This is a genomic window from Pinisolibacter sp., assembly GCF_036782435.1.
In the GTDB taxonomy this organism is placed as follows: domain Bacteria; phylum Pseudomonadota; class Alphaproteobacteria; order Rhizobiales; family Ancalomicrobiaceae; genus CALBKH01.
In genome coordinates this window covers 1-23,591 of sequence record NZ_DAIPZB010000017.1, presented here as the reverse complement: position 1 = coordinate 23,591, position 23,591 = coordinate 1, and the positions used below count along the sequence as shown (strand labels likewise).

Annotated in this window: 22 protein-coding genes and 1 riboswitch; of the genes, 6 read left to right on the top strand and 16 right to left on the bottom strand. The window is 68.4% G+C overall.

Annotated features, from left to right (window positions below):
* Positions 1–419: 419 nt before the first annotated feature.
* From V7Q42_RS09300 to V7Q42_RS09260, 9 genes are all read right to left on the bottom strand, one after another.
* A complete protein-coding gene (locus V7Q42_RS09300) occupies positions 420–818 on the bottom strand; it encodes a hypothetical protein (RefSeq protein WP_333823727.1) in 399 nt (132 codons plus the stop codon).
* A gap of 299 nt (positions 819–1,117) precedes the next feature.
* On the bottom strand, positions 1,118–1,504 hold the full coding sequence (locus V7Q42_RS09295) for a TadE/TadG family type IV pilus assembly protein (RefSeq protein WP_333823726.1): 387 nt from the start codon (positions 1,502–1,504) through the stop codon (positions 1,118–1,120).
* Positions 1,501–1,947, bottom strand: a complete 447-nt coding sequence (locus V7Q42_RS09290; protein WP_333823725.1) for a TadE/TadG family type IV pilus assembly protein — start codon at positions 1,945–1,947, stop codon at positions 1,501–1,503. The genes V7Q42_RS09295 and V7Q42_RS09290 overlap by 4 nt, the downstream gene beginning before the upstream one ends.
* Before the next feature lie 52 nt (positions 1,948–1,999).
* The gene (locus tag V7Q42_RS09285) at positions 2,000–3,283 is read right to left on the bottom strand and encodes a pilus assembly protein TadG-related protein (protein ID WP_333823724.1); all 1,284 of its coding nucleotides are present in this window, start codon (positions 3,281–3,283) and stop codon (positions 2,000–2,002) included.
* Between the two features lie 352 nt (positions 3,284–3,635).
* Positions 3,636–4,574 (bottom strand): ABC transporter substrate-binding protein, encoded by a 939-nt coding sequence (locus V7Q42_RS09280; RefSeq protein ID WP_333823723.1) that lies wholly within the window; start codon positions 4,572–4,574, stop codon positions 3,636–3,638.
* Between the two features lie 40 nt (positions 4,575–4,614).
* Positions 4,615–5,433, bottom strand: a complete 819-nt coding sequence (locus V7Q42_RS09275) for an ABC transporter permease (RefSeq protein WP_333823722.1) — start codon at positions 5,431–5,433, stop codon at positions 4,615–4,617.
* 68 nt (positions 5,434–5,501) lie between these two features.
* A riboswitch (TPP riboswitch) is annotated at positions 5,502–5,611 on the bottom strand.
* Positions 5,612–5,656: 45 nt separating this feature from the next.
* Positions 5,657–6,469, bottom strand: coding sequence for a 3-methyl-2-oxobutanoate hydroxymethyltransferase (panB, locus tag V7Q42_RS09270; RefSeq protein WP_333823721.1), 813 nt, complete (start codon positions 6,467–6,469; stop codon positions 5,657–5,659).
* Between the two features lie 52 nt (positions 6,470–6,521).
* Positions 6,522–8,099, bottom strand: coding sequence for a hypothetical protein (locus V7Q42_RS09265; RefSeq protein WP_333823720.1), 1,578 nt, complete (start codon positions 8,097–8,099; stop codon positions 6,522–6,524).
* Between the two features lie 184 nt (positions 8,100–8,283).
* A complete protein-coding gene (locus V7Q42_RS09260) occupies positions 8,284–9,576 on the bottom strand; it encodes an adenylosuccinate synthase (RefSeq protein ID WP_333823719.1) in 1,293 nt (430 codons plus the stop codon).
* A gap of 435 nt (positions 9,577–10,011) precedes the next feature.
* Between V7Q42_RS09260 and V7Q42_RS09255 the strand changes: the two genes are divergently transcribed.
* From V7Q42_RS09255 to V7Q42_RS09245, 3 genes are all read left to right on the top strand, one after another.
* On the top strand, positions 10,012–10,950 hold the full coding sequence (locus V7Q42_RS09255) for a GGDEF domain-containing response regulator (protein WP_333823718.1): 939 nt from the start codon (positions 10,012–10,014) through the stop codon (positions 10,948–10,950).
* Between the two features lie 96 nt (positions 10,951–11,046).
* Positions 11,047–11,952 (top strand): DMT family transporter, encoded by a 906-nt coding sequence (locus V7Q42_RS09250; protein ID WP_333823717.1) that lies wholly within the window; start codon positions 11,047–11,049, stop codon positions 11,950–11,952.
* A gap of 97 nt (positions 11,953–12,049) precedes the next feature.
* Positions 12,050–12,949 (top strand): DMT family transporter, encoded by a 900-nt coding sequence (locus V7Q42_RS09245; protein WP_333823716.1) that lies wholly within the window; start codon positions 12,050–12,052, stop codon positions 12,947–12,949.
* Positions 12,950–13,150: 201 nt separating this feature from the next.
* Here the strand turns inward: V7Q42_RS09245 and rcdA are convergent, their stop codons facing one another.
* The gene (rcdA, locus tag V7Q42_RS09240; RefSeq protein WP_333823715.1) at positions 13,151–13,693 is read right to left on the bottom strand and encodes a protease adaptor protein RcdA; all 543 of its coding nucleotides are present in this window, start codon (positions 13,691–13,693) and stop codon (positions 13,151–13,153) included.
* Positions 13,694–14,405: 712 nt separating this feature from the next.
* Between rcdA and V7Q42_RS09235 the strand changes: the two genes are divergently transcribed.
* A complete protein-coding gene (locus tag V7Q42_RS09235) occupies positions 14,406–14,678 on the top strand; it encodes a hypothetical protein (protein ID WP_333823714.1) in 273 nt (90 codons plus the stop codon).
* Between the two features lie 203 nt (positions 14,679–14,881).
* Here V7Q42_RS09235 and V7Q42_RS09230 read toward each other — a convergent pair whose 3' ends face one another.
* From V7Q42_RS09230 to V7Q42_RS09205, 6 genes are all read right to left on the bottom strand, one after another.
* Positions 14,882–15,403 (bottom strand): GNAT family N-acetyltransferase, encoded by a 522-nt coding sequence (locus tag V7Q42_RS09230; RefSeq protein ID WP_333823713.1) that lies wholly within the window; start codon positions 15,401–15,403, stop codon positions 14,882–14,884.
* Positions 15,404–15,425: 22 nt separating this feature from the next.
* Complete coding sequence (locus V7Q42_RS09225; protein WP_333823795.1) at positions 15,426–16,454, bottom strand: peptidoglycan -binding protein; 1,029 nt, start codon at positions 16,452–16,454, stop codon at positions 15,426–15,428.
* 5 nt (positions 16,455–16,459) lie between these two features.
* Positions 16,460–17,449: a flagellar motor protein MotA gene (locus tag V7Q42_RS09220; protein ID WP_333823711.1), complete on the bottom strand. Its 990-nt coding sequence runs from the start codon at positions 17,447–17,449 to the stop codon at positions 16,460–16,462.
* A gap of 130 nt (positions 17,450–17,579) precedes the next feature.
* Positions 17,580–17,951 carry a DUF1850 domain-containing protein gene (locus V7Q42_RS09215; protein ID WP_333823710.1) on the bottom strand — a complete coding sequence of 124 codons (372 nt, stop codon included), beginning with the start codon at positions 17,949–17,951 and terminating at the stop codon, positions 17,580–17,582.
* The gene (locus tag V7Q42_RS09210) at positions 17,948–20,035 is read right to left on the bottom strand and encodes a TRAP transporter permease (RefSeq protein ID WP_333823709.1); all 2,088 of its coding nucleotides are present in this window, start codon (positions 20,033–20,035) and stop codon (positions 17,948–17,950) included. The genes V7Q42_RS09215 and V7Q42_RS09210 overlap by 4 nt, the downstream gene beginning before the upstream one ends.
* Positions 20,036–20,388: 353 nt before the next feature.
* On the bottom strand, positions 20,389–21,345 hold the full coding sequence (locus V7Q42_RS09205; protein WP_333823708.1) for a TAXI family TRAP transporter solute-binding subunit: 957 nt from the start codon (positions 21,343–21,345) through the stop codon (positions 20,389–20,391).
* A gap of 298 nt (positions 21,346–21,643) precedes the next feature.
* On the opposite strand from V7Q42_RS09205, the gene ppk2 reads away from it, so the two are divergent.
* Both ppk2 and V7Q42_RS09195 read left to right on the top strand, forming a co-directional pair.
* Entirely contained in the window at positions 21,644–22,789 is a 1,146-nt protein-coding gene (ppk2, locus tag V7Q42_RS09200) for a polyphosphate kinase 2 (RefSeq protein ID WP_333823707.1), read from the top strand.
* Positions 22,790–22,918: 129 nt separating this feature from the next.
* On the top strand, positions 22,919–23,533 hold the full coding sequence (locus tag V7Q42_RS09195; RefSeq protein WP_333823706.1) for an HAD family hydrolase: 615 nt from the start codon (positions 22,919–22,921) through the stop codon (positions 23,531–23,533).
* Positions 23,534–23,591 lie beyond the last annotated feature (58 nt).

The window sequence follows — 23,591 nt, the reverse complement described above, 5'->3', positions numbered from 1 at the left end:
GACGGACGAAGAACGACGATGAGGTCCGGTGGACCTCTTCGAGCGACGAGCGCCCGGAGCGCAAGCGCAGGGCCGGATGGGCGACGGTTCGGCTTCGCTATGGGCGAAGCCGAACGAAAACGTCCGGTGGACGTTTTCGAGCCACGAACGCCCCGAGCCGTGCGCAGGGCCGGGTGGGCGGTCGGGGCCCCATCGGATCGCCGGGACCCACGCCACCGAACGACCACGCCTCGCGCCCCCCCCCTCCGAAACGCGAAACCGGGCGCCGAAATCCTTCGGCACCCGGCTGTTCGTTCTCTGACTTCTCGGCTTCTTGCCGCGACCATCCGCCCCCGGGAAAGCTCCGAGACCGAGCCCCTCCGACCGGCTCTCACGCCGACCGGAGACCCCACGGCGCCGGCGTCACGCCGGGGCGGTCATCACCAGTTCCAGGGCATCCAGCCACCGTCCCACGGACCCCAGCCGCGACGGCCCCAACCGCCACGACGACCCCACGGACCGCCCCAATAGGGATCGTAGCCACCATAATAGGGATGGCCGTAGCCGCCGTAGGGAGGATAGCCACCCCAGCCGGGACCACCATAGGGATGACCCCCGTAGGGATAGCCGCCATAGGGATGGCCGTAGCCGTAGTAGGGCGGGTAGCCACCGTAGGGATAGGCCGGATACGGGGCCGGCGCCTGCGCCGCCGGAGCGGCCGGTGCAGCTGCCGGGGCGGCGGACGGAGCCGCCTGCTGCGCGACCGCGGCAGTCGCCAGAATGCTCATCGCCGCCGCCAATCCGACGGAGACCAATCTCGATGCGCGTACTTCGCTCATGATCCTCCCCCTCTTGCTCTTCGGCGAAGCGGCGATCCGAAACACGTCACATACTTCCGACGTGACCGCCTGCCGACGTTGGTTCTGTCGATGTCGGACATCTGGTCTCGGCCCGCGAAAGCGGCATGGAGACCAGATATCGGATTAGAATATACTCATATGTATCGCCTCGGCGAAATCCGTGAAAAAGCTGAGTATCGAGGGGTTCCGAAGGAGGCCGCGGCGCGCGAAAGCTCGCGACACGCGTGGGGAACCGGACGGATACGTGATTCTGTTCGCTCGGCGCCGTTCGACGCCCCTCAATAGGCCGGAACACACGAGCGCGCGTCGACCGGGAGCTTCATCGGCGACAGCATCGGGATTTCGACGGTGTAGTCGTAGGTGATCGATACCGATTGCCCGCAGCTCTCCTTTGCGACCACGAAGCGCGTCGGCTCGACGGAGAGGCCATAGGCCTGGGTGACCGCATAGTTCTGGGTCGACGCCGCGTCGACGCAGCTCGCCGCGCCGATGCCGGCGCATCTCGCCGACATGTCCACCGCGTGCTTCAGCCCCAGTACGGTCCACAGATAGAGGCTGAGTTGGAGGATCCCGACGGCGACCATCAGGTAGAGCGGTGCCGTGATGGCGAACTCCACCGCCGTGGTGCCGCTCTCGCAGCGCCCGAGCCGCACCGGCGATCTCATTGCAGCCTCGCGACCGCGGTCGACCGAAGCGCGAAGGACTCCGGGATCATCGGGAAGGAGATCGGCGGCACGTAGGTCGCCGAGGCGGAAACCGATACGTAAGCGCCCGTGGTCGAGCCGTCCGGGCAGAAGGTGTCGCAGGTCGCCGCATCGACCCCGCTCGCCGTCGGGCAACCGCAGTAGCGCTCCGGCGCCGGCGAAGCGGTGATCGCGAACCCGTCGACGGCGGCGACCTGCGTCGAGATCGCGCCGGCGTCGTAGCCGTGGACGAGCGCATAGCGCATGCCGGCATGCGCCGCGTCGTCGACCTGCATCGCCCGATAGAGGCCGAAGCCGATGTCGGTCAGCCCGACCGCCGTCGCGATCAGGAACGGCGCCACCAGCGCGAATTCCACCGCCGCGATGCCGCGACGATCGCGGCCGAAGATCGAACCCCGCGACATCCCCCGTGACCCGCCTCCGCGGACGGCACGAAATCGAGTGATCGCCATCGGCTCACTCCCCGAGCTTCGCGTTGACGATGCCGAAGTTCTTCAGCGGGTAGGTGCTGCAGTCGACCGCCAGGTTCGAATTGCCGGTGAAGGTGATCGTGTCGCCGATCAGCTTGGTGCACGACGCCGCGACGTCGGCGCCGCCGGCGTAGGTGAGCGCCCCGGTCGGGACATAGACCGTTCCGCCGAGGCTCTGCGTCGCCCCGCCATTGAGCTTGTAGGAGGTGCCGACCGGCGCCTTGCGGTCGGCGATCATGACGAGCCCGGCGGTCCAGCCCGAGGTGGGCGCGGTCAGGTTGATGTTCGCGCCGCCGTTGAGCGACGCCGTCGCATGGTTCTTGTTCGTCGACGAGGTGAAGATGATCGTCACGCCCGCGCCGTTCAGGGTGCCGCCACCGTTCACCGTCAGCGAGCCCTGATCCATGTAGTAGACGCCCGGGGCGAGCGTCGCCGTGGCGCCGGCGTTGACCGAGATACCGCCGCAATAGACGCCCGGCGTGAGCGTCGCCGTGTTCTTCACCGTCGTGTTGTGCGCCGAACAGGCGCCGAGGCTCGGCAGCGACAGCGCCGCGTAGGGATCGCCGACCGGCGCGAGGCTGGTGTTGATGCCGGCGCTCACGTCGAAATGCGACACGCCGGAGACGTCGCCCACGGTGTTGACCGACAGCGCCGTGACGGTGGACGAGCCACTCCCGGACACCGCGCTGGAACTGGCGGAATTGGCGATCAGGCTGCAGTTCTTCAGCACCACGCTGGTCGAACCCTGCGCCGCGATCGCGCCGCTCACCGTCCGATTGAGGGCGAGGGCGCAACCGTCGCCGGTGTTGCCCAATGCGACCGCCCGCCCCGTCACCTTGGGCGCCGTGTCGGTCCAACTCGCCGAGAACAGGCGCGGCTCCTGCTGCTGCACGATCACCTCGACCGCGTAGCTCTTGCCGCTGTACTTGCCCGAAGACGGCGGCCAGTTGACGGTGACCGTCTGGCCCTCCGCCTCGTTCCTGAAGCCGTAGGTCGCAGCCACCGCCTTGGCCTGACCGGAGATGCGATCCTGCGCACCGGAGGACAGAATCGTCCCGGCGCTGACCGCGGCGGAATCCGCCGCTTCTTGCGCCTTCTGGTGCGAATAGACCCACAGGCCGTAATCGGTCCCGAGCCCTACCGTCCCGATCGTCACCGACAACAGAACGCTGGAGAGAGGCGTCGTGCTCCCCGCGATGTCGGCGACGATTTCTTGCGCCGCCGCGGACAGCGATTCGACGACGTTTGCGAGCGGCTCGAACCAGTTCATGGACCATCTCCCGATCGATCGAGTAGTCTCACACAACTCTACCGATGACATTCGATGGCGACTGTGGTTCTACAAGTGCAAACGATTCGTTATGCGCACGGCAGAGATTATATGTAAGCGAAACGAGAACCGAAACGCCGCAGAAACATACTAACGCTTGGCGATTTCATATTGTGAACATCGATGAGATTTTTACTAAAATGCGAAGTCTACGAGGGAAGCAGGATTACGAGCCGAGACCCGAGACGGCCCGTCGCCTTCCGCGAGGGGCGCCCCTTCGGGCGCCCCTCTCCGGATCTTCGCCGCGACCGGCCGGCGGCGACGGCGGCGCTCGCGACCCGCAGCGCTGCGCTCAGCGCAGGCTCACCGCGTAGTCGGCGACCGGAGGCACCGTGTCGATGAGACCGCGCTCCTTCAGGAACGCCGCCAGCCGTTCGGTGCGGCCGACGTCGAGCGCGCCGGGACGCTTGGCGAAGCGCGGCAAGGTGTCGAAGAAGGCGCGGCGGTTGAGTTCGTCGTCGAGCTTGGCGTCGGCCTTCTTGAGGATCTCCCAGGCCTCGGCCGGATGATTGCTCATCCACAACGTCGCCGCCTCCACCGCCGCGACGAAGCGGGGCAGCCGCGGGTCGGCGATCTTCGCCTTGGCGGCGACGTAGATCAGCTCGTCGTAGGCCGGCACGCCGTTCTCCTCCGGATAGAAGGTCACCGCCTTCTTGCCGGCGAGTTCGAGCTCGGTCGCCTCGAAATTGCGGAAGCCGCCGACCACGGCGTCGACCTGCCCCGACACCAGCGCCGCGGTGAGGGCGAAGTTGACGTTGATCAGCGTGACGTCGGAGAGCTTCAGCCCTGCGGTCGCCAGCATCGAACCGAGGATGGCGTCCTCGAAACCGCCGACCGAGAAGCCGATCTTCTTGCCCTTCAGATCGGCGAGGCTCTTCACCGGCCCGCCGTCGAGGGCGATCACGGTGTTGAGCGGCGTCTCCACCAGCGTGGCGAAGCGCACGAGCGGCAGCCCCTCCTTCACCGCCAGGTTCAGTTGCGGTTGATAGGAGACGGCGACGTCCGCCTGTCCCGCGGCGACGAGCCGCGGCGGCGCCGACGGATCGGCCGGCGCGATCAGTTCGACGTCGAGACCCTCGGCCTCGAACATCCCCTTGTCGCGCGCCACGACCAGCGGCGCGTGGTCGGGATTGAGGAACCAGTCGAGCAGCACCGTCATCTTGTCGGCGGCGGCGGCCGGGGCCACCGAGAGAAGAAGCGCGAGAGCGGCGGAGGCGAGAAGGCGTTTCATGAGGAGACTGTCCGTTTCGTGGTTCTGTCGGGGAGAGGTGTCAGAGGAGGGAACCGCCGCTCTCGGGCGCCCATGGCGCCCAGCGGCGAGTGAGGAGGTCGACGGCGAGACGCAGCGCCAACGCCATGGCCGCCACCACGACCAGGGCGGCGAACATCACGTCGGTCTGCATGCGCGCGTTGGCATGCATCATCATCAGCCCGAGGCCGCTCGAGGCGCCGACCCATTCGCCGATGATCGCCCCGATCGGGGCGAGCGTCGCCGCCATCCGGAGACCCGAGACGAGGCCGGGCACGGCGCCGGGCAGGCGGATGAAGCGGAAGGTCTGCGCCGTCGTCGCGTGGTGCAGCCGGGCGAGATCGAGGAGCCCCGGATCGGCGCGCGAGACGGCGTCGGAAAGCGCCGAAGCGACGGGGAAGAAGATGACGATTGCCGCCATGACGATCTTCGAGGCGAGGCCGAAGCCGAGCCACAGCACCAGGACCGGGGCGATGGCGAAGACCGGCAGCGCCTGCAACACGACCACCGCCGGCTGCACCAGCCGCGCCGTCCACGGCACCAGCCCGGTGAGAAGCGCCGTGGCGATGCCGAGAAGAACGCCGAGCGCCAGACCCGCCAGGATCTCGCCGCCGGTGACCGCCGCATTGGCCATGATCTCCGGGAAGCGGGCGACGAAGGCGCTCGCCACCCGGTCGGGTCCGGGCAGCAGGAAGGGGGGCGGCGCGGTGACCGCCACCAGCGCCCACCACACGCCGACGATCGCCGCGGCGACGGTGACGAAGGTCGTGACGAAACCGAGGAAGACGCGGCCGGTCGACGCCGCCGGGCCGCGCGGCGGCCGGGTCAGTCGGGGCGACATGGCGATCTCCACGGTCGCGCCGCATCGGGCGCGAGACGACGAGGAGATCCGGTGAGACGTGCGACGGCGGTCATGAGAAGTCCCGTCCCTTCGCCGGCATGACCCGGATCAGGTTCGAAGGGTTCGCCGCGACGTACGGCATCTCAGTTCTCGGACGAGAACACCCCTCGGAACGCGGGAACCATGACGGATCCGCGACGGTTTCGCAAGCCCACGGAAAAGGTCAGCCGACCACGTGCTCGGGGCCGGGGAAGCGACGGGCGCGGACGTCGTCGGCGTAAGCCGTGACCGCCGCTTCGATCGCTTGGCCGACCTCGCCGTAACGGCGGACGAACTTCGGCGTGAACTCGGCGAAGAGGCCGACGAGATCGTCGGTGACCAGCACCTGCCCGTCGCAGGCGACCGACGCGCCGATGCCGATGGTCGGGATCGCGATCGCCTCCGTGATGTCGCGCGCGACCGCCTCGACCGTCCCCTCGATCACCACGCAGAAGGCCCCCGCCGCCTCCACCGCCCGGGCATCCTCGACCAGACGGCGCGCCGCGTCGGCGTCGCGGCCCTGGGTGCGATAGCCGCCCTGGGCGTTGACCGACTGCGGCAACAGGCCGATGTGGGCCATCACCGGCACGCCGCGCTCGGTGAGAAAGCGGATGGTCGGCGCCATCTCCACCCCGCCCTCGAGCTTCACCGCCTGCGCACCGGTCTCGATCATCACCCGCGCGGCGTTACGGAACGCCTGCTCGGGGCTCTCGTGATAGGTGGCGAAGGGCATGTCGACGACGACGACGGCGCGGGCCGAGCCGCGCACCACCGCCGCGCCGTGGGCGATCATCATGTCGAGCGTCACCGGCAGGGTGCTCTGGAAGCCGTAGACCACCATGCCGAGGCTGTCGCCGACCAGGATCAGGTCGCAGTGGCCGTCGAGGATCCCGGCGACGGGCGCGGAATGGGCGGTGAGGCAGACGATCGGCGTGCCGCCCTTGGCGGTGCGGATGTCCCGGATCGTCCGGCGTCGGACCGGTCGAACGGCGCTCATGTCAATGTCCTCTCGCTACGCGGACGCGGACTTCGAAGCGGCGAACGACGCGTCAGTCGTTCTGTCCCCAGGCGGTGAGAACGTCGGTGACGGCCTGATCGCCGGCGCCCGCCTTTTCGAGGGTGAGGATCGCCCTTCGGCTGTTCTCGTAGAGGATCGGCACGTCGATCCAGCCGCGTTCCTTGATCATCTTGAGATTGCGGGTGCGGTCCTGTTCGGGCGCACCCAACGCCACCCAGAAGTAGTTGTCGGCGACCTTGGCGGCGGCGCCGGCGAGCGGATCGCCGCGCGCCTGCTCGGTCAGCTTCATGATCAGGCCCGGCACGTTGGCGACCGCCTTGCCGTCGAAACCCTGCGGCACCGTGAAGCGGAGCTCGATCAGATGACTCGCCGGGAACGAGGTGTCGTTGTTCGGCCGCATCTGCAGCGTCATGGCGAAGCCGCGATCCGGGATCTCGACCTTGGCTTCGAGCTTCACCGCCCCCGCCTTCGGATCGGTGGGATCGGAAACGACGCTCCACACCACCTTGCCCGGCGAAATCTGGGCCTGCCCGCCACCCGCCTTGCCTTCTTCGTAGAGAATGGCCTTCTGGGCGACGAGCGGCACGGCCTGCTGCTTCGGCGGCGCCGGCTTCGGCTCCTCGCCGGCCGCCATCGACGACTGCAACTGCGGCGCCGCGGTCGTCGGCGAAATCGTCTGGGTCGGAACCGGCTTCACCGGATTGGCGGGACGCCCCGCGCCCTCGTCGGAGGCCAGCCGGTCGTTCGCCTTGGGCGCCAACTTCTCGGTGTTCTGGCGCTGGGCCATGTCGACGATCGGCGCCTTGGTCCCGCCGAAGAAGGCCGAGATCGCCTCCCGCTGAGACCACAACGCCACGATGCCGATGCCGACCACCAGAATGGCCGCACCGATGCCGACCACCAGCGGCAGCCGCGAGGTCGGCGCCTCACCGGTCACCGCCTCCTGGCGCCGACGACGCCGCTTCTCCTTCTCCGCCTTGCGCGGCGCGGCCTGCGCCTCACGCCCGAAGGCCGGCGGAGCGGCGGTCGCGGGACCGGCCTCGCCGAGAACGTCCCGGGCCTGCCGGCCGAGTTCGGCCGTCGCGCCACCGAGTTGACCGGCTTCGTCGACGGCGCGCTTGAGAACCCCCGTCGAGGCGGCGCGCGGCGGCACCGGTTCCGCAGGTTCGGCCCGCGGCGGCGTCACCATCGTTCCCGGCGGCACCGCTTCAACCGGCGATGCCGGCGGAGGTGCGACCGGCGGACGGGCGACCGGTTCGGCCGCGGCCGGTCGCTCCGCCGGAGCGGCGGGCGTCGAGGAAGGAGCCGGGGACGGCGGCTGCGGTGCGGCGGCGGGCGGCTGGGGTGCGGCGGCGACCGGCGGCGGCGGAGCCGCGACGTGCGGTTGGCGCAGCAGACCTTTGGCGGCTTCCGATTCGACCTTGCGGATGGCGTCTTCGAGCTGCAGCCGCTGCTGGGTGATCTCCGAGGCGGCGAGCGGCGGTTCGAAGGACTTCAGCTGATTGACGAGGGCCGTGCGCGCCTTCTCGTAGACCGCGCGCCGCGCCTCGCCGGTCGGCGAAGGCAGGGCCGTGATCGCCCGTTTCAGGATCGCATGATAGTCAGCCATCACCCGCCTCTGAGAGACCCGCCCGAAAGGACCGCCACCTTCCGGATCGAGCCGCCGGACCGCAATTCATCCGGTCCACGCTCCACCGGTCGAACGGCGCGAGACCGCGCCGCCCTCGACCGTAACCAGACCGCGCGGAAAACGGAACCTCCCTCCGCGCGGCATTCCCGATTCGGCGCCGCCCTCAATCCTGGAACGGATCCTGGACGAGGATGGTGTCCTCGCGCTCCGGCGAGGTCGACAACATCGCCACCGGCGTACCGATCAGTTCCTCGACGCGACGCACGTATTTGACCGCCTGCGCCGGCAGATCGGCCCAACTGCGCGCCCCGCGGGTCGAATCCTTCCAACCCTCGATGGTCTCGTAGATCGGCTCGACCCGCGCCTGCTCGGACTGAGAAGCCGGGAAATGGTCGATTTCACGACCGTCGAGGCGATACTTCACACAGACCTTGATCTCGTCGAGGCCGTCGAGCACGTCGAGCTTGGTCAGCGCGATGCCGTCGATGCCGGAGACCTGCACGGTCTGGCGCACCAGCACCGCATCGAACCAGCCGCAGCGCCGCTTGCGCCCGGTCACCGTGCCGAACTCGTGGCCGCGAGTGCCGAGGAAGTCGCCGATCTCGTCCTTCAGCTCGGTCGGGAACGGTCCTTCGCCGACGCGCGTCGTATAGGCCTTGGTGATACCGAGCACGTAGCCGATGGCGCCGGGTCCGAGCCCCGAGCCGGGCGCCGCCTGACCCGAAACCGTGTTGGACGAGGTGACGAAGGGATAGGTGCCGTGATCGATGTCGAGCAGCGCCCCCTGCGCGCCCTCGAACAGGATGCGGTCGCCGGCGCGCCGGCGCTCCTCGAGCAGCCGCCAAGTGACGTCCATGTAGGGCAGGACCTTCGACGCCACCGCCTCGAGTTCGGCGATGAGCGTCGCCGCCGCCACTTCCGGCTGGCCGAGGCCGCGCCGCAGGGCGTTGTGATGGGCGAGCAACCGCTCGATCTTCATCGGCAGCGTCGACGGATCGGCGAGATCGGTGAGGCGGATGGCGCGACGGCCGACCTTGTCCTCGTAGGCCGGGCCGATGCCGCGGCCGGTGGTGCCGATCTTGGTGCCCGAATTCGACGATTCGCGCGCCTGATCGAGCTCGCGATGCACCGACAGGATGAGCGTGCAGTTCTCGGCGATACGCAGCGTCTCCGGGCTCACCGTCACGCCCTGGTCGGCGAGGCGGCCCATCTCGGCGACGAGCGCATGAGGATCGAGCACCACGCCGTTGCCGATGACGCCGAGCTTGCCCGGGCGAACCACGCCGGAGGGCAGCAGCGACAGCTTGTAGGACACGTCGTCGATGACCAGCGTATGGCCGGCGTTGTGGCCGCCCTGGAAGCGCACCACCACGTCGGCGCGCTCGCTCAACCAGTCGACGATCTTGCCCTTACCCTCGTCGCCCCACTGCGACCCGACGACTACGACGTTGGCCATCTCGCCCTTTCCTGTTCCGGTCGACCCCGGATATCCGCCCGACGGTCACCCCGAGCCGCTCCCCCTCCTCTCCGGCTCTCCGGAGCGGGGCGAGCCGGCGCCGGGCGCCTCTTTCGTCCACTCGTGCCGAAGCGTCGGGAGCATCGCCCGTCCCGCTCGGCGCGCGGACTATAGACGCATTCCCCCGCGGGCGCGACCCCGGGCGATCCCTTGCATCGCAAGTCTCACCCCGTCGAGCCGGATGCGGATTCCGCGGCCGCGACGGGCGCCGCGAGCCCCCGTGTCGCACTCGGAAGAAATGCGCGGAATTCGTCAACGGATCGGTAACACACCTCCCCTTAACTACGATCGAGGCCATGGTCGGGACGTCGTCCGGACCCCGGCGTTCGTGACATCTCGGCAGCGGTCGCGGCCGCTTTCCCCGGAAGGGCGCACATGCGCATCGTGTTGGCGGATCCGAGTCGGATCGGGCTGAAACTGATGGCCAAGATGCTCACCGACGGTGGGCACGAGGTGCTGCCGTTCACCGACGGCAACGCGGCGCTCGAATGTCTGCGCGGCGACGAGAGCGTCGACGTGTTGCTCACCTCCTTCGAGGTGCCGGGTGTCTCCGGCCTCGAGCTGTGCTGGGAAGCGCGGCTCATCGCCACGTCGCGCCATCCGATCTACGTCGTCGCCATGTCGTCCTCGCACGACCGCGACCGCCTGATCGAGGCGCTCGACTCCGGCGCCGACGACTTCATCACCAAACCGCCGGTGCCGACCGAACTCTTCGCCCGCCTGCGCGCCGCCGAACGCATGACCCGCGCCCAGCGCGAACTGGTGCGCATGGCCACCATCGACGCCCTCACCGAGCTTCCCAACCGCCGCGCCTTCTTCGATCGCGCCGGCGAGGCCGCCCTGCGCGGCCGTGACGGGGCGCCACTGTCGGTGGTGATGTTCGACATCGATCACTTCAAGCGGGTCAACGACACCTGGGGTCACGACGCCGGCGACATCGTCCTCAAGGCCGTCGCCGACGTGATTCGCCGTCGCACCGGCAGCCCCGCTCGCCTCGGCGGCGAGGAGTTCGCCGTCCTCCTCGACGGCTGGGACCTGCTCGACGCCTACCACGAGGCCGAGCGCCTCCGGGTGGACATCGAAGCGACCCGCATCGAGGTGCCGGGAACGGTGCTGTCGGTGACCTGCTCGCTCGGAGTCGCCGAACATGCCGCCGGCCAATCGGTCGACCAACTGCTGAAGAACGCCGACGTCGCCCTCTACGCCGCCAAGACCTCGGGCCGCAATCGCGTCGTCGCCGCCCAGACCTCCGCCGCCGGCGACCCTCGCAGCGCCGACAAGGCGGAGACGCGGACCATCTATCTGGCCTGCTGACCCCGCGCTCCACCTCCGGGAGGGCTCCCCCTCGCGACGGCGCCTTTACAATCCGCCTCGCCTCGGATCTCTTCCGCCCTCCACCGGATCGGAACCATGACGGGCGACGCTCCCACTTCGACGCGGCGGTTCTTCGACCGCCCCTATGTGCTTCTGTCGCTCGCCGCGCTGCAGTGGGCGGGCAACATCGTCGCCGGCCGTCTCGCCGTCGGCGAGATTCTGCCGATGCAGCTCGTCGTCCTGCGTTGGGGTTTGGTCTTCGCCGCACTCGCCGTTCTCAATCGCCGCGGCTTCGCCGCCGACTGGCCGGCGATGCGCGGCCGGCCGTGGTTCCTGCTGGTGCTCGGCGTCACCGGCTATACCGCCTTCACCGCCTTCTTCTACGCCGCGGCGCATTTCACCACCGGCGCCAACATGTCGATCATCCAGGGGTCGTTCCCGCTCTTCGTCTTCACCATGGCCTGGGTGGTGCGCGACCGGCCGATCCGACCGTTGCAGGGCGTAGGCATCGTCGCGGCGCTCGCCGGCGTCGCCCTGGTGGCGATCCGCGGCGACCTCGCGGTGGCGCGCAGCCTCGCCTTCAATCTCGGCGACATCTTCATGCTCGGCGCCACCATCGGCTACGCGATCTACACCATCGGCCTCGAAGAACGCCCGCGGGTCTCCTCGCTCTCCTTCTTCACCGCCATGGCGGGGATCGCCTTCGTCACCTCGCTCCCCCTGCTCGCCGTCGAAGCGGCGGTGCTGCCCTTCCATTGGCCGACGGCGACCGGTTGGGCGATCACCGCCTACGTGGCGATCTTCCCGTCGTTCCTCGCTCAGATCTTCTTCATCCGCGGCGTCGAACTGATCGGCCCCGGGCGCGCCGGCGTCTTCATCAATCTCAACCCGGTCTTCGGCGCCGCCATGGCGGTGGCCTTCCTCGGCGAAAGCGTCGGCTGGTATCAGGGTGTCGGCCTCGTCCTGGTCATGTCCGGCATCGTCCTCGCCCAGAGGCGCTGATGCGCCCCCGGCGCCCCGGCGCACGCGGTCGAAAACCGGGTGGCGCCGGAGCCGCGGCCGCTCCATTCTCCCGCCCCGAGATCATCGGAGACGCGACATGCCCGCCGCCGCCTGGGGAATGCTCCTCACCCTGTCGCTCCTGTGGGGCGGATCGTTCCTGTTCATCCGTGTCGCGGTGGCCGAGATCCCGACCCTGACGGTGGTGCTCGGCCGCGTCGTCGTCGCCGCGCTCGTCCTCCTCCTCGTCGCCCGCCTGACCGGCACCGAGATGCCCCGCGACCGCCGCGCCTGGCGCGACTATCTGGTCATGGGCCTCCTCAACAACATCGTCCCCTTCGTTCTCATCGTCTGGGGACAGCGGACCATCGGCGCCGGCCTCGCCTCGATCCTCAATGCCACGACGCCGATCTTCGGCGTCATCGTCGCCCACCTCTTCACCACCGACGACAAGGCGACGCCGCTCAAGTCGGCCGGCGTCGCCGTCGCCTTCGTCGGGGTGGCGGTTCTGGTCGGCGTCGACGCCCTCTCCGGCCTCGGCGACCATCTCCTCGCCGAACTCGCCTGTCTCGGAGCAGCACTCTCCTACGGCTTCTCGGCGCTGTGGAGCCGCCGCTTCCGCGGTCGCCCGCCGATCGCCACCGCCGCCGGGCAACTCACCTGCTCGAGCCTGGTGCTGACCCCGGCGGTGCTCCTCCTCGACCCGCCTTGGCAGCACGCCGCCCCCGGCGCCACCGCCGTCGCCGCCGTGGCCGGACTGGCGCTGCTCTCCACCGCGGTCGCCTACATCCTGTTCTTCCGCCTGACCACCACGGTCGGACCGACCAACACCATGCTGGTCACCTTCCTCATCCCGCCGAGCGCCATTCTGCTCGGCTGGCTGTTCCTCGCCGAGCGGCTGGCGCCCCAGCATCTCGTCGGCGTGGTGCTGATCGGCGCCGGCCTCGCCACCCTCGACGGCCGCCTCGTCCGTCGCTTCGCCGGACCACGCGAAGCGTGAGAGACGAAGACGCCGCCGGCGCGGGGGGCGCAGGCGGCGTTCACATCGTCTTGCGGAGCGGAGGGTTCGCGGACGATCATACCATCGGCCATTGAAAATGGCCGATGGTATTCCCGACGCGAATTTCTCATGCCCCGGATGCGAATGAGATATTCGCGTTCCTTCGAAGGCCGGGTGCGTCGGCACCTCCGGCCTTTGGTATCAGTCGTCCGACCCGAAGGCGCGATTGAGCAGGCCGAGCTGTTCGCCGACCGGATTGGGCGCCGGGACCTCGGGCGCCGCGCTCTCCTCGGCGTAGATCGCATCGTCGAGACGGCGGATACGCTGCTGCAACCGCTGCGACCGGCCGACCAGTTCCCGGAGCATCTCCGGCACCTCGTCCCAGCCCGGGCCACCCTGGCTCGACGACGGCCCGTCGATCCGCACCTTGGATTTTTCCAGACCGGCCTGTTCCTGCGTCATCTCGCCTTCGTTCACCGCCCGCTGCAGGAGCAGCCAGGAGGCGAGCTGCATCAGCCGGGTGGTGAGCCGCATCGACTCGGTGGCGTAGATCAGCGACGCCGCCCGCGACAACCCGCGCGATTCCGACCGCCCCGGCCCGTCGAGATAGGAGGCGGTCTCTTCCACCAGCTGCATGCCTTCGCGGAACAGCGTGCGGAACGTCTCCGATCCGGTGAACCGCGCGGCGAAGTCGATGGTCTCGCCGCGAGCCTCGTCGCCGTCTCGGGTGGTCTCGTGGTTCATCTCGGCCGGCCTCCTGGTCGAAATCGTCGCATGGGACGCGCCGCGGGTCCATGCACCCCGATGCGGCGTCCCGCCGCTCGGCGTCCGTGCCGCCACGGCCGCTTTCGGCACTCTCTCACCATGACGAATATCATGAGCGGGTTAACGTCCGCTCTCACGTCGACCGACTTCGCAAAAAAGAGAGCCGCGCGGGGGCGCGGCTCGGCGGAAGTCTACAGGGAGGCGTCGAACAGAATGACGGGTGTCACTCGGATCCGGTTTCCCGGATACTTCGATGATGGACCGGAAACCTTAACGTTCCGTATACGAGCGTTCCGAAACGCCCCTCGCCCGACCCATGATGATCGAATGACGACGACCACGCGTTCGGCGCGTCCCAGCCATGCCGCATCGCATGACCGGGGCGCGTGGACTTGTGCACTGCGAAGAGATATTTCTCGCGCCGCGGGATGCGGCCCGAAAAAAGCCACGAGCGATCCCCATCTGTGCCATCGCGGCGGTGGCGCCGAACCGACCGAGGGGTCGAAGACCGGTATTCGTCCCGCTTCGGCGGGTCCACACCGAATCTTCACCATCGGAATCGAGGGCGCCGACTTGCCGTGGCCGGAGAGGCGCGAGTTAAGGCTCGAGCAACGTCCGGTCGATAACATTCGATTCAAAGCCGAACGACCTTCGCTGTGAAGGTGCGGCGAATTCCCGAGGTATCTCGATCATGTATGCCGGGCAACGTGTCCATCCCGACGAACTCATCGGCAAGGCTCGCCTGACCGTCGCCGAAATGACCAATCTGATCGCCGCCATGGTCTCCGACCTGCCGTCGGTCCGCTCCGTCGCGGTCGACGACGACGGTGGCGAGATCTCCGTTGCCCTGGTGACCGGCAAGCGCATCGGCATCGCCGCCATCCCCGTCGCCCATGCGATGAACGAGTCGATGAACAGCCGCCTGCAGGCGCTGGACGACCTCTTCAAGCGCTGCGCCGCCTGAGGCGCCGCGACGACCGTGAAAAGACCGACGGCGGGCGCGAGCCCGCCGTTCTCGTTTGAGGAGCCGGGTCGATCTCATACTGGGCTGATGAATTTCGGACTCGTCCGAAATTCATCAGCGTTACGGCCTGACCGGCCGACGCCCGTTCGGGCTTGCCATCGCCCATGAAGTTCTGAACAGGTCGGAACTTCATGGGCTCGGTATCAGCCCTCGCCGGCCGCGTCCCGCCGCCATTCGAGTTTCAGCGTCGCCAACCCCGAGCGCGGGTTGGTGCCGCGGCCGATCTCGCGGAACCCCTGCCGGACATAGAAGGCGACCGCGCGCGGATTGTCGGCGTTGACGTCGAGGACGATCTTTTCCGGCGACAGCCGCCGCGCCTCCACGATCAACGCTTCGGCGATCCCCGCCCCCCACAGATCCGGATGGACCGCGATCTGGTCGAGATAGCCGGTCGCCGGGTCGATCAGGACGAAGCCGCCGACGTCGCCGGTGGCCGTCATCGCCAGCCGCACCGCCGCGCCTTTCGCCGTCGCCGCGTCGAGATGATCGACGAGCCACGCCCGCCGGGCTTCGAAGTCGATCGACGGCAGCGTCCGTTGCCACGACGCCACCCACAGGTCGGTGACCTCGGGCAGGTGCGCCGGCACGAGATCGACCATGTCGGCGAGACGGCGCCGCGGATCGGAACTCGTCGGCACCGGGTCGGTATTCGTCGGCTCGCTCATGGGAGAGACGTCCTCGTTCGGCTCACCGGTCGGTGAGCCGGATCTCGATGCGCCGGTTGCGGCCGTAGACCTCTTCGGTCGCCCCCTCCTCCACCGGCTGGAACTCGCCGAAACCGGCGGCGACCAGATGTTTCGGCGACACACCGCCCTCGATCAGCCGGCGAACCACCGCGATGGCGCGCGCCGCCGAAAGCTCCCAGTTCGACTTGAAGCGACCACCCGGCGCGATCGGCCGGCTGTCGGTGTGGCCGTCGATGCGCAGCGTCCAGGCCACCTCCGGCGGGATCTCGCGCTCGAGGTCGACCACCGCGGCGGCGAGCCGATCGACCGCAGCGTTGCCCGCCTCGTCGATCTGGTCGGAGCCGACGGGGAAGAGCACCTCCGACTGGAAGACGAAGCGGTCGCCCACCACCCGGATGCCCGGCCGGTTGCCGAGGATCTCCTTCAGCCGCCCGAAGAAGTCGGAGCGATACTGCTGCAACTCCTGAACCCGTTGCGCCAGCGCCAGATTGAGGCGTTTGCCGAGATCGGCGATCTTGGTCTGGCTCTCCTTGTCGCGGCTCTCGGTCGCCTCCAGCGCCTGTTCGAGCGCCGCGATCTGACGCCTCAGCGCCGAGATCTGCTGATTGAGCAATTCGACCTGGGCCAGCGCCTGGGCCGAGATCCGCTTCTCCGCATCGAGCGCCAGACCCGCCGTGGCCGCCGCCCCGCCGCTCGCCGCCGCCTGACCGTCGCGCGCCGCCAGAAGGCTTAACAGGCGTCCCTTCTCGCCCTCGGCCGCGTCGAGACCCGCCTTCAATCGGGCGATCTGGTCGTCGCCGTCCGCCTTGCCGGCGCGCTCCAGGGACAGGAGTTGGGTGAGTTCGGCGATCTGGCGATTGAGCTTGGCGAGAGCCGTGTCCTTGCCGGTGATCTCGCGCGACAGGAAGAACTGCGCCAGCATGAACACCGACAACAGGAAGATGATGACCATCAACAGGGTCGACAGGGCGTCGACGAAGCCCGGCCAGTAGTCGATCGAACCTTCGCGGCGGCGGCGGGCGAGGCGCATCGCGGTCACGCCCCCGTCCGGTCGTGCGGAGGCTCTCGGTCACGCGGCGTGAGCGCCGCGGCGATGGTCTCGAGTGCGATGCGAGTCCGCCGGTTCTCCTCCTCCTGCGTCTCGATCCAGCCGCGCACCTGCGCCTGCTCGCTGCGGACGTGAGCGACGAGACCACGCAGGGACTCCGACAGATCGACCAACGCCGCCGAGGTGTTGCGGCTGCCGCCACCGCCCTCCTGGGCGACGCGGGTGAGGCGGTCGACCGAGGCGCGCAGCTGTTCGGCGATGCCGCGCCCGCTCGCCCCTTCGTCCTCGAGATCGACCTCGGCCTCGGTCGACAGCCAGTCCTCGAGTTCGTTGTAGAAGCGGTTCTGCGCCTGCGACGCCTGCAGGTCGAGGAAGCCGATGACCAGCGAGCCGGCGAGACCGAACAGCGACGACGAGAAGGCGACGCCCATGCCGCCGAGCGGCTTGGCGAGGCCGGTCTTCAGATCCTCGAACACCGCGCCGATGTCGGTCGCCCCGACGTTGAGCGATTTCAGCGTGTCGCTCACCGACGACACCGTCTCGGAGAGGCCGGTGAACGTGCCGAGCAGGCCGAGGAACACCAGCGTGCCGCCGATGTACTTGGTGATGTCACGGGTCTCGTCGAGGCGCATGCCGATCGAATCGAGGATCGAGCGCATCACCTCCGGCGAAATGCCGGCGACGCCGCGGTCACCGAGCAGCGACGCCATCGGGCCGAGCAGCCGCGGCCGGAGATCGGCGTCGAAATCCGGTTCGCGGCGGCGGAAGGCGTTGGCCCAGCGCACCTCGGGAAAGAGCCGCGTCACCTGACGCAACGCCAACAGGATGCCGAGCGCCAGCACGAACAGGATGAAGCCGTTGAGGCCCGGGTTGGCCCAGAAGGCGAAGAGGATCTGCTTCTGCAGGATCAGGGCGACGAAGCCGGCGATCACCAGGAAGATGACCATCCGCCACAGGAACACCTGGGGGCTCGACATCCGATGTGATTCGTATCCGCTCGCCATCTCTCGCCTCGCTTCGCCCCCGACAGCATGGCCCGCCGACCGGGGTCGAGACAAGCAGCCGAATGCGTCGAAGACACGACAAGTTGTCGGTCGCCGCCGTGTTTCAGTCACACGGGGCGAGCCGGACCGCCTCTCCGTCCATCGGCCGACCGAGGATCGCTTCCGCCGTACGGCATGTCTCCTCGACGCACAGCCGCCAGTCGGCGGTCGCGCCCGACCGGGCGAGATGGACCTCCTCCGCCGCCGGCCGTTCGGGATGCCACACCCACCAGCCGTCCTCGAGCCGCGCGTCGTCGCCGGGCTCCATCCCGGCGCCCGATCCCTTGGTCCGCGCTTCGACCAGTTCGAGCCCGGCCGGCGTCGCCCGCCAGGTCTCGCGCCAATCGACCTTCTCGATCGAATGGGTCCAGACCAGGGTGACGACCGTCGCCAGACGCACGCTCACCCCGGCGGCGGCGAGGCAGATCGCGCTCATCCGCTCGCCGAGACGGCCGCGCCGCGCGACCGCCACCAGTGCAGCGCCACCAGCGCCGCCCCGGCGCCGAGGCCGATCGGATCGCTCCACTCGAAGCGCCCGACGATCGCCACGGCGGCGACCAGCATGCCCCCGCGTTCCCACAACGCCAGCGGTCCGAACAGCCAACCGATGAGGCCGGCGCCGAACAGACCCATGGCGATCGCCGTCTTGACGAAGGCGAAGACCACCGCCCCCCAGAAGCCGAGATGCACCGCCATCGGGTCGCCCGACTGCATCATCAGGGCCGGCGCATAGACGGCGGCGTAGGGGATGACGTAGCCGGCGCCGGCGATGCGCATCGCCTCGAGGCCGATCTTGTCCGGCTTCTCGCGGGCGATCGGCGCGGCGGCGAGCGCGGCCAGTGCCACCGGCGGCGACAGGTCCGCCATGATGCCGAAGTAGAAGGCGAACATGTGGGCGACGATCAGCGGCACGCCGAGCGAGGCCATCGCCGGTGCGGCGAGCGCCGCGACGATGATGTAGGTCGGGATGGTCGGGATGCCGGTGCCGAGGATGATCGACAGCACCATGGTGAGGATCAGCGACAGGAACAGGCTCGACTTGCCGATGCCGACGACCCATGTGCCGAAGGTGGTGCCGAGGCCGGTCAGCGTGAAGGTGCCGATGATCGTGCCGACGATGGCGCAGGCGATGCCGACCGAGAGCGCCGTCTTGGCGCTGTCGGCGAAACTGTCGCGGCAAAGGAGAAGCGTCTCGCGCCCGCCGCGGACGAAGAGCAGCACCACCGCCAGGACGACGATCGCGCCGACCACCGGCATCATGCCGAACTTCAGGAAGCTCGCCGTCACGAGACCGAGGCCGATCCAGAACACCGCCCGCATCCACGTCGCCGGCAGCCCGGCCGAAGCGCCGGCGCCGAGGATCAGCACGACGGTCAGCGCCAGACCGAGAGTGCCGGCGAAGAGCGGCGTGAAGCCGTGGAACAGCATGAAGATCAGCGCCGCGAGCGGCAGCGCCAGATACCAACGCGCCTTCAGCGCGGCGAGCGCGCTCGGCACTTCGGTCATGCCCGAGAGCCCGTGCTTGCCGGCCTCGAGATGCACCATCCAATAGGCCGAGGCGAAATAGAGGATCGCCGGCAGCACCGCGGCGGTGACCACCGCCGAATAGGGCACGTCGAGCGTTTCGGCCATGATGAAGGCGGCCGCCCCCATCACCGGCGGCATGATCTGCCCGCCCATCGACGCCGTCGCCTCGACGCCCGCCGCGAAGGCGCGGCGATAACCGAAGCGGATCATCAACGGGATGGTGAACTGGCCGACGGTGACGACGTTGGCGACGCCCGATCCGGAGATCGTCCCCATCAGGCCGGAGGAGAACACCGCCACCTTGGCCGGACCGCCGCGCGCCTTGCCGAACAGGCCGAGCGACACGTCGGTGAAGAGATGGATCATCCCGGCCTTCTCGAGGAACGAGCCGAACAGGATGAACAGGAAGATGTAGGTGGCCGAGACGTTGACGGGTACGCCGTAGATGCCTTCGGTGCCGAAGGACATCTGGTCGATCACCTGCGAGAAGCCGTAGCCGCGGGTGGTCAGCGGCTCGGGAAACCACTGGCCGCCGAAGGCATAGACGAGGCAGATGCCGCACATGATCGGCAGCGCCGGCCCCATCAGACGGCGACAGGCCTCGAACACCAGGACGATCAGCGCCACCCCGACGACCACGTCGCGGGTGTCGAGGTCACCGGCCCTGAGGATCAGCGCGTCGTGCTCGATCCACTGATAGAGGCCGATGCCGAAACCGATGACGCCGAGCGCCCACCCCGTCATCAGTTCGAAGCGCGAGCGCGACCGGAAATTGGCGATCAGCCCGAAGGAGAGCAGCAGCAGGAACCCGACGTGGATGCCGCGGATCGCCAGCGACGGCAGGATCGGCCAGGCCGAGACGAAGATCTGGAAGGTGGAGAAGACGAGCGCGATGGAGAAGGCGACGAGCGCCATCGCTCCCTTGCCGAACCCGGTCGGAAAGCCGTGTTCGAAGCTGTCGAGGGCACTCGGGGAACTGGTCGTCGCGGTCATCGTCGGATCTCGATGGAGCGGGGTCACGGGCGGTACGGGCGGAGGCGAAGGCATTCGAGGGACCGTCGAAATCGGGCCGGATGCCGCCGCGATCTCCTCTTCTCCCCTTGCGGGAGAAGGTGGCCGAAGGCCGGATGAGGGGGCTGGAACTCTCCCCGATCCGATCGCCGGCGGTCGTGGTCTCGGCCCGACGCCGCCCACGCGGCATCCCTCGCCCGGCCCTGCGGGCCACCTTCCCCCGCGAAGGGGGAAGGAAGAGGGGGCTCACCGAGATCGCGTGCGACGGAGAGCGTCGGAGCCGGAGGAGCGATCCACCCGGCGCGAGCCGGCGACGCCGGCTCGCCCGACGGGCCTCACTTGAGGAGCCCCTTCTCCTTGAAGTAGCGCGCCGCACCCGGATGCAGCGGCACCGGCATGCCGTCGAGCGCCGTCTCGAGCTTGATGTTCTTGGCCGCACCGTGGGCGGCGACCAGCTTGTCGAGGTTCTCGAAGGTGAGCTTGGTCATCTGATAGACCGTCTCGTCCGGAACCCCGGCGTGGGTGACGAGGAAGTTCACCACCGCCGCGGTCGGAACCGGTTCGCTCTGGCCCTGATAGGTACCGGCCGGAATGGTCACGGGCACATAAGGCGCACCGATCTTCTTCACCGTCTCCGCATCCACCGCCACGATCGTCGTCTCCACCGAGGTCGAGAGGTCGCGGATCGAGGCGACGCCGAGGCCGGCCGACTGCAGCGTCGCGTCGAGCTGGCGGTTCTTCATCAGGTCGACCGACTCGGCGAAGGGCAGATATTCGGTCTTGCCGAGGTCGGCGTATTTCATGCCGTGAGCGCCGAAGATGGCGCGGGCGTTGAGCTCGGTGCCCGACTTGGGCGCGCCGACCGACAGGCTCTTGCCCTTGAGATCGGTGAACTTGGTCACGCCGCTCGACTTGAGCGCCACGATCTGGATGTAGTTCGGATAGATGGCGGCGATGCCGCGCAGCTTGTCGAGCTTCGCCTTGAAGCCGACCTCGGTGTTGCCCTCCCAGGCGTCGCGCACCGAATCGCCGAGCGCGAAGGCGATCTCGCCGCGGCCCTGCTGCAACAGGTTGAGGTTCTCGACCGACGCCTTGGTCGCCTGGACCTGGGTCTTCACGCCGGGAATGCCCGCCCCGTAGATCTGGGTCAGCGCCACGCCGAGCGGATAGTAGACCCCCGAGGTGCCGCCGGTGAGGACGTTGACGAAGCCGTCGGCGCGAGCTGGGGCGGCGAGAGTGGCGACCGACACGGCCGCCGCCGCGAACGCGGCGAAGCGGATCTTCGAGAGCATCGTGTTTCCTCCTTACGTCTCTTCGACGAACGTCTGAGGAGGCGAGCATAACGTCTCCCGCCTCGTGGTCCACCCCCGACGTCGCTCGCCACGCCCGGGGCGAGCGACGTCGCGGAACGTTCTGTGATCACGGCCATGATTTTGACGCGCCTCAAGGAAAGCGAAACGAGCGTCGATTATGGTTCGCCATCGAACGGTGCGCCGTGGGCGCGAAAGTGACGGATTCCGGTCCAGAACAGGCGGCTCCTCTCATTCGCGACGACGGACGTGTCGCCGTGCGCGAACCAGAGGGGTGGACATGACCGAGATCACGCGAGTGGAAGACGCCGTCGAACAACCGAGCCCAGCCACGGCCGCCGCGCCCGCGACGGCCGAACCCACCCCGAAACCGGTGAGACCTTCGAGGCCCGCGCGCCCGCGCAAGACGCCGGTCACCATCGCGGCGCCCGTCGAGGCGACCGAGCCCGCCGAGGCGGCCGAGGACGGCCTCGAGGACGTGGTCATCCCCGATCCGGAAGCCTTCAAGAAGCTCGAAAAGGCGCCCAAGCAGGACGGCGGCGCCACGCGCCATCTCCTCGCCGAGATGCGCCACGACCCGGAGGCGATCGCCCACGTCTTCGAGAGCGGCGAATACCCCTACAAGACCAAGATGCGCACCAAGGTCTACGAGGCGCACAAGCTCGAGCTCCAGCGCGAGTTGTTGCGCCTCCAGCGCTGGGTCGAGGAGACCGGCGAACGCATCATCATGCTCTTCGAGGGACGCGACGCCGCCGGCAAGGGCGGCACCATCAAACGCTACATGGAGCACCTCAATCCGCGGACCGCTCGCGTCGTCGCCCTCCAGAAACCGACCGAGCGCGAGAAGACCCAATGGTACTTCCAGCGCTACATCGCCCATCTGCCGGCCGCCGGCGAGATCGTGATGTTCGACCGCTCCTGGTACAACCGCGCCGGTGTCGAGCGTGTCATGGGCTTCTGCTCGCCCACCGAATACCTCGAGTTCATGCGCCAGGCCCCCGAGTTCGAGCGCATGCTCACCCGCTCCGGCATCCGTCTGGTGAAGTACTGGTTCTCGGTCACCCGCGAGGAACAGAAGCGCCGCTTCGACAGCCGCGAGCACGACCCGTTGAAGCAGTGGAAGCTGTCGCCGATCGACCGCGCCTCGCTCGACAAGTGGGACGACTACACCGAGGCCAAGGAGGCGATGTTCTTCTACACCGACACCGCCGACGCGCCGTGGACGATCATCAAGTCGAACGACAAGATGCGCGCCCGCCTCAACTGCATGCAGCACTTCCTGACGACCATGCCCTATCCCAACAAGGACAAGAGCACCGTCACCGGCCCCGATCCGCTCATCGTCGGCTCGACCGAGCACGTCATCGGCCGCGACAGCAAGCTGCTCGGCAAGGTGATGCACCCGGAGCTGAAGCGCGGTCGCTGAGACGGACTTCGGATGCATGCATCCGAAGTCCCGATCTCGCATGTGACCGGCGACATTTCACGGCGACCACCTATGATCTCTCGGCCTCGGGATCGCTCCCGGGGCCGATTCGCTTACTGGGAGGCCGCCGTGCCCCGGATCACCAACGTCGTCTTCGACTTCGGCAACGTCCTGTTGCGCTACGACCCCCGCCTCCTCTACGACACCTTCTTCCCCGATCCGGCGAAACGCGACTGGTTCATCGAGGAGATCGTCGCCGACGCCTGGAACCGCGAGATGGACCGCGGCCGCCCCTTCGCCGAGGGTATCGCCGAGCGCGTCGCGCTCCACCCCGAATGGGAGACCGAGATCCGCGCCTGGGACGAGCGCTGGCACGAGATGGTGCCCGGCCTGATCGAGGAGACCGTCGCCATCCGCGACCGGCTGGCGGCGCGCGGCGTGCCGCTCTACGCCATCACCAACTTCTCCGCCGAGAAATATGCCGACGTCCTCGTCCGCTACCCCACCCTCGGCGACTTCGTCGACATCGTCGTCTCCGCCCACGAGAAGCTGTTGAAACCGGATCCGGCGATCTATCGGGTGCTGACCGAACGCAACGGCCTCGACCCGGCCTCCTGCCTGTTCATCGACGACGTCCCGGCCAACGTCGAGGGCGCCCGCGCGATCGGTATGCAGGCGGTCCGATTCGTCTCGCCCGAGCAACTCGCCCGCGATCTCGCCGCCCTCGGCGTCGCCGTCGACTGAGGGCTCATGAGACCTGTGCGCGGTTGGACCATCATGTTGATTTGATGCGTTTAATGTG

Coding starts and splice junctions, on each gene's coding strand:
- V7Q42_RS09220 (WP_333823711.1), bottom strand. CDS start 17,449: ATGTCGAGCCCCCAGGTGTTCCTGTGGCGGATGGTCATCTTCCTGGTG.
- V7Q42_RS09235 (WP_333823714.1), top strand. CDS start 14,406: ATGTATGCCGGGCAACGTGTCCATCCCGACGAACTCATCGGCAAGGCT.
- V7Q42_RS09245 (WP_333823716.1), top strand. CDS start 12,050: ATGCCCGCCGCCGCCTGGGGAATGCTCCTCACCCTGTCGCTCCTGTGG.
- rcdA (WP_333823715.1), bottom strand. CDS start 13,693: ATGAACCACGAGACCACCCGAGACGGCGACGAGGCTCGCGGCGAGACC.
- V7Q42_RS09210 (WP_333823709.1), bottom strand. CDS start 20,035: ATGACCGCGACGACCAGTTCCCCGAGTGCCCTCGACAGCTTCGAACAC.
- V7Q42_RS09295 (WP_333823726.1), bottom strand. CDS start 1,504: ATGAGATCGCCGGTGCGGCTCGGGCGCTGCGAGAGCGGCACCACGGCG.
- V7Q42_RS09205 (WP_333823708.1), bottom strand. CDS start 21,345: ATGCTCTCGAAGATCCGCTTCGCCGCGTTCGCGGCGGCGGCCGTGTCG.
- V7Q42_RS09260 (WP_333823719.1), bottom strand. CDS start 9,576: ATGGCCAACGTCGTAGTCGTCGGGTCGCAGTGGGGCGACGAGGGTAAG.
- V7Q42_RS09290 (WP_333823725.1), bottom strand. CDS start 1,947: ATGTCGCGGGGTTCGATCTTCGGCCGCGATCGTCGCGGCATCGCGGCG.
- V7Q42_RS09265 (WP_333823720.1), bottom strand. CDS start 8,099: ATGGCTGACTATCATGCGATCCTGAAACGGGCGATCACGGCCCTGCCT.
- V7Q42_RS09250 (WP_333823717.1), top strand. CDS start 11,047: ATGACGGGCGACGCTCCCACTTCGACGCGGCGGTTCTTCGACCGCCCC.
- ppk2 (WP_333823707.1), top strand. CDS start 21,644: ATGACCGAGATCACGCGAGTGGAAGACGCCGTCGAACAACCGAGCCCA.
- V7Q42_RS09225 (WP_333823795.1), bottom strand. CDS start 16,454: ATGCGCCTCGCCCGCCGCCGCCGCGAAGGTTCGATCGACTACTGGCCG.
- V7Q42_RS09275 (WP_333823722.1), bottom strand. CDS start 5,433: ATGTCGCCCCGACTGACCCGGCCGCCGCGCGGCCCGGCGGCGTCGACC.
- panB (WP_333823721.1), bottom strand. CDS start 6,469: ATGAGCGCCGTTCGACCGGTCCGACGCCGGACGATCCGGGACATCCGC.
- V7Q42_RS09215 (WP_333823710.1), bottom strand. CDS start 17,951: ATGAGCGCGATCTGCCTCGCCGCCGCCGGGGTGAGCGTGCGTCTGGCG.
- V7Q42_RS09255 (WP_333823718.1), top strand. CDS start 10,012: ATGCGCATCGTGTTGGCGGATCCGAGTCGGATCGGGCTGAAACTGATG.
- V7Q42_RS09300 (WP_333823727.1), bottom strand. CDS start 818: ATGAGCGAAGTACGCGCATCGAGATTGGTCTCCGTCGGATTGGCGGCG.
- V7Q42_RS09285 (WP_333823724.1), bottom strand. CDS start 3,283: ATGAACTGGTTCGAGCCGCTCGCAAACGTCGTCGAATCGCTGTCCGCG.
- V7Q42_RS09280 (WP_333823723.1), bottom strand. CDS start 4,574: ATGAAACGCCTTCTCGCCTCCGCCGCTCTCGCGCTTCTTCTCTCGGTG.
- V7Q42_RS09230 (WP_333823713.1), bottom strand. CDS start 15,403: ATGAGCGAGCCGACGAATACCGACCCGGTGCCGACGAGTTCCGATCCG.